Below are 12723 nucleotides of genomic sequence, written 5' to 3'. Positions count from 1 at the left end.
GAGTCGTTCAGGTCACTTTCTTAAAACATACATTGAGTTTTAACATGAATCTATCAATCTCTTTTACTTTGAGTTATGTGTATTTTCCGAATTTTCATTGGTTCTATTAATTTGGTGGAAAACTTTAGATCAGTAGAAAATTTAATGCTTAGATTTACCTAATGAAGTGAAATAATATTTACTATTGAAACTATGAAAAGAATTACATTAATGAAATTTTTCCCGATTGCACTGTGTTGTTTCTTGTGGTCAACAGCTATTTCACAAACAAAACCTTATATACCTGTTTCCAAAGAACTGTATAATACCATTATGGAGAAAGACAGTATACTTTTCAGCGCTGCTAATAAGGGAGATATTGATCATCTTAAAACTTTTTTCACTAAAGATCTTGAATTCTTTCACGATATTGGTGGTTTGGCAGGGTATGAAGAAACCGTTGATAATTTTCGTAGAGTAGCTAAAAATTATGCATACACCAGAAGAATACTTGTACCAGGAAGTGTGGAAGTATATCCTATTAAAGATTATGGAGCCATTCAATCAGGATTACATCAATTCTGTCGTTTAGAAAATGGAAATATGACCAACTGTGGAACTTTTAAATTCGTTCATATTTGGAAAAACACCAATGAGGGTTGGAAAATTTCAAGAGTTGTCAGCTATGGCCATTAAAAAATATTCATCAAATGGTTTAACAAATCAACAGTAATCGGTATTCACCATCGTTTTCTACAGGCGCTCTATGAACACAAGGTAAAACCTGCTGCGTGGGATGATCCACAGCAAGGCGCCAAAGATGTCCTATCCCTAAATTAATAGGCTCTGCATTGGGTTTAGGTTCGTAATGAAGATCAAAAAAACAGTCTTTCAAGAAAGTTTCAAATTCTGCCTCTGGGCCATCATACAATTCTTTAATCTTTTCCCGAACTTCCGGAACCAAAATCTTTTGAATAGCCTGATCATTGGGCAAAATATCACTTGCTGCACCATGATAAGTACATAAAAAAGTATCGGTACTTACCGGTGAACGATCTACGTGATAGGAATACACATCTGTTGAAATAAAATCAAACTCTTCATCCCGTTCATAGTTTTTAAGCAAATTGAGGGATGGCAATGCTCCAAAATCAGTCAATGCCTGTAAATCATTCAAAATAATTTCCCGCGCAGCCTTTCCATCTTCCGATAGTTTCAATTCTAAAAGGTCTTCAACAGACACTTCTGTAACATTATCTTTTAATTGAAGTTTAGACACAATTTCTTTAAAGTCTCCATTTAAAGTTCTACCCCAGCAAAGTGCATTATTCATCCCATGAAAATCAGTATTTACCAGTTCTGAAAAACTAGAAACCATTTCAACTTGATTGTTCTCGGCAAAGGTCTTGTCCATATATTTAAGAAAAATGTCTAATCATTTAATTCCGGACAAAAATAATGAATAAAGGAATTTTATACGTTCTTCATCGGTAAATAATCACAAAAAAATAAGCGAACTGTACATCATGCAATTCAAGAATTGTGAAATAGTGTATTTTCTCTCTAAAACACTATTATTTGAATACCAATTTATATATCCCTATGTCCCATACAACAACTGAATGCTTTTATGGAAAACCGTAAAACATCCGTTGAAAATACCTGTAATTTTGGTAACAGAAAAAACGATCTTAAAAAAACAGATTCAATAAGTTGTTTTAAGAAAAATGTATATTTGCCCCCCTGTAATCAGGATATAACTTAAGAAATACAAACGTGTTTAAAGAAAACAAAAGATTTTATTTTAGAATTGATACTGAACCCAGTGAAGCGATTGAAGTTTTTGTGGGGCAAAACGCAGGGACTCAATTGAACAATGATATATTGAATGCAAAGGAGGAAGTTTTAATTATTTCTCCTTATATAGATGAAACAAAACTGGATGACCTCATCGCATTAAAAAACAGGAATATAAATGTAAGACTGGCATTTAGTGATCTGCGGCCAGAACAATACCAGAATATTCTCCGCAAGCTGATTCATCAGCATAAAGTGACCGATGTAAAGAAAAAAGAGAAAAGAGAAAGTCAGAAAAACATGCTCTTTTTATCTTCTATTGCCCTATTTTGTTTAGGAGTTTTCTCACTTATTTATTTCGGGATGCATGTGATAGATGACCTTAAAGATTCAAATAACTTTCTGGCTATCCTTGTTTCTCTAGGATCCTTCTATGGATTCTATAAATGTTGGGAAATAAAAGCCGCCGTTGAAAAAACAGAAATCTATACTTATCATTATTCTGAAACACTGAATTTCAAGTATGTTCGGAATAGCCGATATGACAACAAATTCGTTCATTCAAAAATCTATGTAATTGATCGGAAAATTGCTTATCTAGGTTCACTGAATTACACTAAAAGTGGTTTTACCACTAATTTTGAATCCCGCATCAGGATCACCCAAAAGGAAAAAGTAAATGAGTTAGTCCATTTTGTTCATGACATTTTTGAAGATAATACCAACCTTAAAAAGCATGAACTTTTTTATCTTGGAAAGAAAATCTATAGTGAGGAAATGTATTAATGTATTAAATTATCTTTTTATATTAAGTCTGTTTAAACTTAACCGCAAAAGTCACAAAAGGTTTTATTTTTTTAACACTTTAGTACACTTTAGAAAGCGTAAGGAAATACTGCACAATTAAGTTCACATAAGATGAAAATCTTTGATTTTCAACAAAACTTGAGTGTCCTTCCTTGTACACAAAGTATATCACTTAAATAGCTTAAGTGTTTAAAAAAGCTTTATTTATAAAAACTCAGCGGCCTCCAAGGAGGCCGCTGAGTTTTTAATCGTAATTTCTGAACCAGAAGAGATTATTTCTTCATTATTTTCTCCGTTACTGTAGCGGATCTTGTTGTAAGTTTAAGGTAATAAACTCCTGTTTGAAGAGAGGACAATCCTAATTGTTCCTGAGCCATGCTTAAAGTTCCCTGTTTTACAGATTGTCCGGTAGCTCCGTAAATCTCATAGGAAACCAAAGGTTCTTTGCTTTTAATATAAAGAACATCCTGCACAGGGTTTGGATAAACCTGTATTCCTGCCTGAGAAGCTGAAGTTTCTACTACTGACATCTGGCTGCAGGCAGACTTGGCATATTTTGCAAAAAAAGATTGCGATTTACCTCCCGTTACATTAACAGTCATGGTATTTACACCATCATTAGAAGCGGTAAATAACTGGTCCTGAAAAAAACCACCCAATAAATAATTGCCATCCTTATCTACTGCAATGGCCGTAAACTCATCCTGAACTTCAAAATTGCTATGAATTTCCTCTGCTCCTATCACAGCTCCATTATCTTTATTAAGACGTACTAATAAAGGATCTGATAAATCTCCGTTAGGACGTACCATGGAGTAACTTCCCCAAATATCACTCTTACTGGCCTTGGCAAATGCTATTTCGTTTCCATTAAGAACAATTTTTCCCTTCATAAAACGATACCCCACGGAACTTGTTAGCCCATCAGGAATCTTTGTCCATTTTACAGCTCCATCTGCTGTAAGCCTCATTACAAAAGGTACCTGCCCCTGATAAGGAGGTACGGGAAAGGTATAGTTTCCAAAAGTAGCGGCAGTGGTTCCTGTGTAATAACGCCCGGAAATATAAATATCTGAGGAACCTGCATCTTTTATAATGGAGTGAATTTCATCGTCCATAAAGTTCGGTAAATCTGTAGTAAATTCTTTTCGCCACAGCTCTGATCCATTACTCCCATTAAAAGCCAGCAAATAAGCATCTTTTGTAAACGGAATATTATTATAGGAAAAGCTGGCCAACGTACTTCCATAATCTCCATACATTCTTTTACCTGCCAGATAGTAACGGTTTAAGCTTTCATCATACATCAAATTCACCTTTCCATCCACTACTCCTAAGCTTAAATCTCCTGTAATAGGAAGCAGTAATGGGGTGGCTGGTGTCATATTTCCATTATCATAATTGAATTTAACTAAATAATATTGATATGATGTAGTAAAACTAGCCGGCACTGTAATTAACCCACCTAAATGAGTTCCTGCTCTAAAACCTAAAATAGCATGAATATTTTTGGAAGCATCCATATACATCATTTGGGTATCAGATTGACGTAAAGCCAGGCTTACATCTCCCTGCAACGGCTTACTCCATGCCAGTGTCCCATTAGCTGTATTAAATTTCAGCAAATGACCTGTTTTACTTCCGGGATCTACTGTATTCTGATCAACAAAATCAATAAAAGGCATAGCATGGGAATCATCAAAATGGATAGGCACTGCAGTTGGATCGCTTGCATATGCTTCATTAAGGAAGCGCCCCATTATGTATAATCCGCCATTATTATCGACCTCTATGTTCCAAGCAAATTCATTGAATCCGCCACCGCCTATAGTTCTTGACCATCTTATATTTCCCTGACAATCTGTAGAGAAGAGAAGAAGATCACGAAGTCCATAGCTGGTCACGGGTGTACCATCTAAATTTTGCCCTTGTGCCCATATACTTGCCAAATAATAAGCATTATTATTGTTATCCACTACAATATCCCTTATGGATTCGTCATCTAAATAATTAAAAAAATCTGAGTCAGTACCCGTTTGTCCACCAGCCTGTTTTGCCCATTGCCATTGGTAATTTTGGCTAAAGGATAATAATGGTAACATCAAAAACAGTATCCATAATTTGCTTTTAGATTGTATCATAAATTGTATTTAGTTATTACATATTAAGTCTGTTTAAACTTAACCGCAAAAGTCACAAAAGGTTTTATGTTTTTAACACTTTAGTACACTTTAGAAAGTGTAAGGAAATACGGCACAATTAAGTTCACATAAGATGAAAATCTTTGATTTTCAACAAAACTTGAGTGTCCTTCCTTATACACAAAGTATATCACTTAAATAGCTTAAGTGTTTAAAAAGCTTTTGTATATCCTTTGTGGTTTAATAAAAAAGTTTAAACAGCTTTATTATAAAAAGCAGTGTCCTCCGAAGAGAACACTGTTTATTTAAATAGTTGATTAATTTTTAATCAGTTTGCCTTGCAGCGATGTGTCACCCGTTTGTACAATAACAATGTAAACACCCTGCAACCAGTCAGAAACTTCTACATCTACCTCACCGGAGGATGCTTTCACTTCTTTACGGAATTTGATATTGCCCATGGCATCAAAAACTGTAACCTGTTTTGCCAGCATTTTCTCATTGCCAGTATTATATGAGATTTTCACTTTTTCCTTTGCAGGATTTGGCATTATTTTCAGAGATGAAGCTGAAGTAACACCTACTACTCTTTCGGTTCTTGTAGGAGCATCTTTACCGATAACACCAACCTGAGCAACAAACTTGCAATCTTCCTGACCCATAAACAAAATATCATCATTTCCTCCTGGGAAATTAGCATTTGGATAGAAAACCATTGGATTAGCATTCATGTCATAAGTACCTCCTGCCGGAATCGTAATCATAGATGGGAAGTAAGTACCATATCCATTAAGACTGGAAACTGTAAGGGTTACCGGCTGGTTACCACCATTGAATATGCTTCCGTGAACATTATAATGATCTCCATCCCATTTGAATGATACAATTTCAGCACTTAGTCTACATTCTGTTTCAATTCCACATTCTTTACCTGGGAAATAGTTCATTGGACCTGACTTGAATGTACATCCAAAATGTCCTATCTGCAGATTGTAAGTTCCCAATGCACCAAAGTATAATGGATGGATAACATCATTAAGTCCACTTTGGATAGAAGTTCCAAACAGCTGCCATTGATGAGAATCAAAAACACCTTTTGGACCTAAGATATAACGATCTTTACTTCTACACTCATCGTAGCAACCTGTAGGGAATACCCACATCAAGCTTTCGATACTTAATGGTACAGTTACCTGATTAGATACCTTACAACCACTTGGTGCTGTATAGATTACTTCATATACACCGCCCTCATTTACAAAAATAGTTTGTCCGGTCATTCCATTACTCCAGTTATATTCTCCTGTAGCTGGTCCTGATGCAGTTAACCTGATTTTGTATGGCTGGCAGCTTTCTTTAAAATAAGACACAGAAGGCTGTGCTGGTGGATTGCTAACAGTAACAGTAAATGTTTTAGATGCAACACAACCTCCAACTCCAGGATAACGAACTTCTAGGGTATAGTTATAAGTACCCGCTGCCAATCCTGGTGTAGTATAGCTAATTGGATATGGCGCTGATGTCCAAGGCACTACTACAGAAGAACCGTTACTCCATTGATATTGCAATGTATTATCAGTTACAATACCGTTTAATGTTACAGAACTTCCTGCACAGATATTGGATTTTCCTGATATACTAACAAATGGTGCACTTTTCAGTGTTACTATTGCCGGATTACGGCTCATACTAAAGTCTTTACAACCTTGTGCAGATATAAGTACCGGCCAATAGCTTCCTGACTGTGTAGGAGTGAAAGACATTGAGTTAGGCGCTCCAGGCACTTGTACAGAACCGTTCATCCATACATAAGCTGATGGGAAACCTAATGTTGGATTATGTACAATAGGCTGAGCACTTCCTTCACAACCTGTGAAGTTTAATGGAGAAAGGTTCCCTCCAAAATCAGCACTTAATATACTAATATTTCTCTCTAATGAGGTGTAACGACATCCCTGAGGAGTTACAACTTCTAATTTGATGCTTTTTGGCCCCGCAGTATTAAATGTAATATAAGAGTATTGTCCCGGAGCTACATAAGAAGTTCCGTCAAAATACCATGTATATGTATTAGCTGGGTCATAATTTGCCGGAGAGAAAGTAGCTACTTCACCTGCGCAAAGCCAAGCAGGAGCCACGAAGCCCGTACTAGGAACTGGCTTCAATGTAATAGTCTTCGTCACGGTACATGGAGGTATTGCTAATGACGGTGCAGACATCGTCATAGTAAATGTATATGTACCCGGCGCTAGATTATTGTAAGTAGCTGTTTGTCCGTTCTGAACAGGCAGCCCTGATCCGCTGAATGAATATACAATATCACCAGGAGCGATATCAAATATCGTAGAACTATTGTACAAAGTAACATTGTACCCATTTCCATTACAAACCTGAGTAATATTAAACTTAGGTTCATAATGTTTCTTTATTTCTCTATTGAAACTGTACCAACATGAACCGTATCTAAGACGAACAGTAACAACATGCGCTCCTGCAAGATTAGTATTAAATTCAGCTGTATTCAATCCTTGTGCACTCACCAAAGTAAGCACGCTGTCAGACCCCCACTGAATTTCATCTGGAGGAATGGTAGCATTTAGATTATTTACCTTAATGGTATTACAAGCCGTCCATTGTGGAGTAAATGATACCTTAGGAGGCGCTGTACAACCAGTACCTGTTCCACAAGACTGTATCACATTCACATTTTGTGAATAAACAACACAACCGTTGATATCTTTGGCTCTTACTCTGTAGGCTCCGAATATAGGTCCCCCTGAAATAGTGTAAGCTTCAGTATTAGCACCCGGTATATCTACACCGTCATGTTGCCACTGCCACTCAACAATATTGGTAAGTCCTGTAGAACTGTTTGCTGTAAGTAAATAAGAAAGCATCCCCGGATCACAAACGATAATATTATATACTGGTGAAATCGTAATGATCGTTTCAGGAAGTATAGTAAAGTTAGCTGTTGCAGTAGGCTTGTAGCTACATCCGTTTGTTCCGCTGTAAGATACCGTTACCAACTGAGAAATATCTACTCCCGTATTATTCTGGATATATCCGTTATTTGGGAAAGTATAGGTTCCGGATGCATCAAAATTAGCCGGATGAGTTGATCCATTACTAAAAGTGAAAGTTACACCTGTTGCTGAAGTAATAGTTCCCTGATTAACAGTGAACGTAAGATCAGAACCTAAACAAACTTTTCCAACATTTGTAAAGCTTATTACAGGAAGCTCTAATTTTGTTACAAGAATTTTAATAGTTCTTGTTTGTCCACACTTCGTAACTTTTAGGTTTAAATAAGTAGGATTCGGTGAACCTGCAATTTCATTTAAATTTACAGTAATAGCAGAAGTTCCCTGTCCTGATGCAAAACTTCCGAAGTTAGGACTATCAAAGCTCCATTCCATAAAGTCAGGAACAATACCATTCAGATTAGCAATGAATGTCTGCGTACTACTCGGGCAGAAAGGTCCCGGATTAGGTCTAATGGTGATAGATTTAAGATCTACTGCCTTAATTTTCATTCCTATTCCAGAAGAAAGACAACCTGCCACTCCCAATGTTCTGTTACGTACAGATATATCATATGGTGTAGCACCCACATTAAATATAACCGTTACCGAAGCACCGGCATTGCTCCCTTGGATCGTACCGTTTGTAACGCTCCATACAGGTACCATTCCTGGATCAACTGTACTAAGTGTATAAACATACGGTCTTCCAGGACACACTGTTCTCTCTCCTACAATGGATCCAGAAGGTGCATTTGGAGTTTCTATTACTTTAACAAAAAGTGGTTTACTTTCGCAACCTCCTCCTTGCTTAGTAGCAGTAATTACATAAGACCCGGCTACTGGGAAATCATATGTAAAAGGTGTTGTTCCTATCGGCTGTGTTACAGGTACTGATACCCCGCCTAAAGTTACAGCCCAAACAACAGGCACGTTAGGTGTTGCCGTAAATGTCTGGGTTCCTCCTTTACAAATTTCACTTTCTCCCCCGCTTATTACTACCGGCTCCTCAACAACAATCGTTTTTATAGCCTCGCCACCACATAATAATAAAGTATTAAAATATTTAGCGGTAAGTGTATAAACACCCGGCTGCGATCCTGTGAAAAGGATTTCATTTCTTTGTTGATTGAATGTCAACTGACCAGCTCCTGGCCCCGTTACATTCCAATCAATCTTAGTCGTTGGCCACTGAGGAAGTGAATATTTGTACTGTGTGTTAGCACATACTACAGCCTCTCCCAAAATTTCTGCTTTCTTTAAAATTACAGGAATTTTAATGGTAGTCCATTCTGGACAAGCACAAGCAGATCTGTACATTACATATCCAAAACCATCCTTAGGATCTACATGATCCCATTTCACTTCAATTTCATTACCATTATGGCTTACAATTGCTCCTCCAATTACTTCCCACTCTCCTTTCTCACATCCGTCCTGCACACTATATTTTTCAACACTGCCTTCGCATACAACAGAGGCACAGTTAATTTGCACAGGGGGAGCTTCAAGGATCTCAATATCTTTTTTAAAAGTATGAGAACATCCACATTTGTTGGTTACCGTTAACCTGATATGCTTTGGTCCCGCAGTAGTATAAGTAAATGAGGGTTCAAAAGCCGTTGAAGTCGTATTATTATCATCCCCAAATTCCCAAAAATAATTGACAATATCAGCCCCACCATTCTGTTGAGAAAGATTATCAAAATGAATTTCGGTATTTTTACATGCTGTTTTTTCCAGATTCATCAGTTTGAACTCCGCAATTGGAGTATTGATCTTTTCAATACAGATGTTCTGGGTTTCAGTATTTCCGTTGGTAAACGTTATTACTGCTTGTATCGCACCGCCTCCTGAGCTTCCCCAAGCGACGTCTGCTTCAGTGTTTCCAGTACCGGGAACAACTGTTAAAGTTCCTCCAGGGGCACTCCATAGTATACTGGAAATACTTCCGCCAACTACTTTGTACCTTACTGTACTGCCCGCACAGACACGGACACACTCGCCAGGTTTAATCATTGCAGAACCAATGATGTTGTTATCTTCTCCTTTCTCTCCCCGGAATTCCTGGCATCCGACTTGAGAGTTCCAGGTAAGGTGGGTTAATGTTTGAGCTTGTAGTCCCCACGGTACTAAAAGCCAACACAGTAGTAGCCATCTAAAAATGTGATGCCTACCCAAATAAGTGGTGTTTTTCATGGTTATTAAAAATGTATTAATTTTCGTTTGGAAATTAATAAAAAAAATAACGCAAAAATCATTTAATAGTGAAAAAGATACAGATTTTACACACTAAACATCAACAATATACCTATATTCATGCTTATATGTTATTTCACGCCCTTTATAGTTATCTATAAAGATCAATTTATTTTTCATTCTTAAAAGAAATCAGTGTATTTTTTTTGTTTTTCAAGCTGTTTTAAAGAAAAAATTTAACCAAATTAATGCGATAAAACACGAAATTGAAATAATTAAAAGAAAAATGTTATAAAATTTTCACACAAAAAAGCAAAACAGTTAACTTCAATTATGAAATGGATCTATTGAAATAATAATCTACCCGGAATGGTAAAAAGAGAATTGAAAAGCGTGTTTAGGTATAAGTTTAGATCGTAAGGAAAGTTAAAATTCGAAAAAAGATCTTCTATTTTAAAATTTAAGAATGGAATCCCGTAAATCTATTATAACTAATAATTTACTTGAAAAATTTCTCTGAATAAGCATACGTAAACCTTGAAACCTGATAGGGAAAGGTTTCATACAAAGAATTGCCTTCATTAAATGAGATTCCTTTTTCAAAGCTTTCCTTTGATTCCAGAAATAAAGCCTTTGCTTCTTCTCCTTTGTTTTGTTTGGCTAAGGATAAAGCTTTATAATATGTTGCATCAGCAAAACCCTTATAGTGCTTCAATGAAATATCAAGGTATTCTATTGCCTTTGAATAGTTTCCTGTCTCATACTCTATGACTCCTGAATAAAACATTTCATACGGATTTACCACATTATACTTTCTTCCAAATGAAACCGCTTTTTCCATAAACTGCCTGGACAAATCAAACTGGTTCAGTTGCAGATAGCAAAGTCCCATCCAAAATCCATAGGGATGATCCATCACAGCACCATTCTCATTTTCCTTAGACAATTCCTTAAATTCATTCAAGGCACTTATATAATCTTTCTGAAACAAACACTTTATGAATGCACGATATTCTTTATAATGATTGGTTTTGTCCAGCTCCACAGCTTTGTCCAGATACATCATCCCAAGTTCATACTTTTTTTGCTTGAACAAGGGCATTGCCTTTTGTTGCCAGAAAAAAGCTTCTTTAGGCAAAATAGCAAGAATAGAATCCAGATATTGCTGGTGCTGAACAGAAAAAATAGAAACCTTGGAATCTTCCCTGATTAGATTCAGGAAGACTTTCTTTTGTGCCTCATTCAAGTCCTTTGTCATGGTACTACTTTGTGAAAACATGATTATTGGAAAGAAAGAAAGCAAAAAGAGGATTCTCATATCGGATTTTTTTCAGCAAATTGTTGATAGGTAAAGTTATAGGGATGATCCTTGAAATCATAGGATTGATAAACTTCTTTGTATTTAGTCTTCATTTCCAATAATTTATTTTTCATCTCTGTAAAAATAAGCATTCCATATTCATAAAATATATTTTCATCTTTTCCAAATAAATGCTCCAGTAACAATAAGTCATTTTGGCACTTAAGAATGTATATGGAAATCCTGCCTAGCACCTCATGCTCCTGTCTGGAATTTAACTTTACATTTGAATACAGCTTATCTAAGTTATCAAAAATAAAATAATAAGTAAACAATGCATGCACTACCACCTCCAGCGTTCTGGTTTCTACAACATCAATATTCTTACCTATTAATAGTTCCTGTAATGATGTTTCTTTATCAATTTTAAAGAAATTATCATTCTCAAAAAGCATATTGGTTAAAATGACATGGGCAGACTGATGGGAAATATCATCAATAAAGAATATTTCATCATAATCTTCCTGATAAGAGTTATAGAAAGTAAGCCCGTGAGCATATTTATGAGAAAAAGAATTCTTATTCATAAAATCAGTATTGAAAACTACACACTTAAAGGCAAATTTTTCAAGCAGTTCAAAGCATTCAGGATTATATTTTTTTATAAATTGATACGCTTTTGCAAGGTTTTTTCTCTGCTGCTGTGTTACCGTACTGATTTCAACAGGCACTACCTGAGAATCTGCATCTGTAAAAAGAGGCTCCAGAAAAGGTAATGGATATTTCAGAAGTTCAATTTTAGTATCATCCAGATATTCAACACCTTCATAAACACTTTCAATTTTGTCACCGTTTAGGAAAACTTCATAATCAGGTTTACAGATTGTAATCTCTTCAGAAATGCAGTTGGTAGTAAACCATCCTTTTTGTGGAATATAAAACCTACCGTAAGCATCTGTTTTTAGTTTCAAATCCTGGGTGTCGCAATAAGGAAACAGTACTGAATCCAGATTGGTAAATTCTTCAACATTAAAATAAGTAAATAAAAATGGCTCTTTATAGATCGAATCATTCTCAAAATCAATAATTTCAAAAATATCTCCATTGTCATTATAAAGCAAAAACTTTATTGCTTCAAGCATTTTTTGATTTCCCTCTGATGCTAATCTTTCTATTAATGCTATCATCTTTATTTATTATTTTACTGTTTATGTAAAACAAAGGACTGTAAAAACAGTCCTTGTTATTTAGTTTTGTCCTTTTAATTCATCATTGATTACTGCACGAATTTTATCTTCCAATGTTGGACAACCATGGCAATCATCTGGTCCTGCAAGTCCTCCTTTAATAGTTGATAAAACTTTTTTCCCATCCATAGACTCTGCTCTTTTCTTAAAGTCGTCTAGTGTTAATTTTTTCATTGTAATTGTTTTTAAAAAATTCCTACTCTATAAGCTTTTCGGTTTCCGCTAACAAA

At 35.7% G+C, this 12723-nt stretch carries 8 protein-coding genes; 2 read left to right on the top strand and 6 right to left on the bottom strand.

Annotated features, from left to right (window positions below):
• The first annotated feature begins 192 nt into the window (after window positions 1-192).
• Window positions 193-675, top strand: a complete 483-nt coding sequence (locus C7D53_RS04815; protein ID WP_228422180.1) for a nuclear transport factor 2 family protein — start codon at window positions 193-195, stop codon at window positions 673-675.
• Between the two features lie 19 nt (window positions 676-694).
• On the opposite strand, the gene C7D53_RS04810 is transcribed toward C7D53_RS04815, so the two are convergent.
• On the bottom strand, window positions 695-1393 hold the full coding sequence (locus tag C7D53_RS04810; RefSeq protein ID WP_106915226.1) for a DUF1826 domain-containing protein: 699 nt from the start codon (window positions 1391-1393) through the stop codon (window positions 695-697).
• A 362-nt stretch (window positions 1394-1755) separates the two neighbouring features.
• Between C7D53_RS04810 and C7D53_RS21125 the strand changes: the two genes are divergently transcribed.
• Window positions 1756-2562, top strand: a complete 807-nt coding sequence (locus C7D53_RS21125; RefSeq protein ID WP_228422178.1) for a phospholipase D-like domain-containing protein — start codon at window positions 1756-1758, stop codon at window positions 2560-2562.
• Between the two features lie 293 nt (window positions 2563-2855).
• Here C7D53_RS21125 and C7D53_RS04795 read toward each other — a convergent pair whose 3' ends face one another.
• From C7D53_RS04795 to C7D53_RS20840, 5 genes are all read right to left on the bottom strand, one after another.
• Window positions 2856-4724, bottom strand: coding sequence for a T9SS type A sorting domain-containing protein (locus C7D53_RS04795; protein WP_106915225.1), 1869 nt, complete (start codon window positions 4722-4724; stop codon window positions 2856-2858).
• A 317-nt stretch (window positions 4725-5041) separates the two neighbouring features.
• Window positions 5042-9946: a PKD domain-containing protein gene (locus C7D53_RS04790; RefSeq protein WP_106915224.1), complete on the bottom strand. Its 4905-nt coding sequence runs from the start codon at window positions 9944-9946 to the stop codon at window positions 5042-5044.
• A gap of 499 nt (window positions 9947-10445) precedes the next feature.
• Complete coding sequence (locus C7D53_RS04785; RefSeq protein ID WP_106915223.1) at window positions 10446-11264, bottom strand: tetratricopeptide repeat protein; 819 nt, start codon at window positions 11262-11264, stop codon at window positions 10446-10448.
• Entirely contained in the window at window positions 11261-12433 is a 1173-nt protein-coding gene (locus tag C7D53_RS04780) for a hypothetical protein (protein ID WP_106915222.1), read from the bottom strand. Before C7D53_RS04780 ends, C7D53_RS04785 begins: the two co-directional genes overlap by 4 nt.
• A gap of 60 nt (window positions 12434-12493) precedes the next feature.
• Window positions 12494-12667 (bottom strand): hypothetical protein, encoded by a 174-nt coding sequence (locus C7D53_RS20840; RefSeq protein WP_162926079.1) that lies wholly within the window; start codon window positions 12665-12667, stop codon window positions 12494-12496.
• Window positions 12668-12723 lie beyond the last annotated feature (56 nt).

It is taken from the genome of Chryseobacterium aurantiacum (assembly GCF_003020585.1).
Classification (GTDB): domain Bacteria; phylum Bacteroidota; class Bacteroidia; order Flavobacteriales; family Weeksellaceae; genus Chryseobacterium; species Chryseobacterium aurantiacum.
This window is presented reverse-complemented; position numbering and strand designations above follow the sequence as displayed.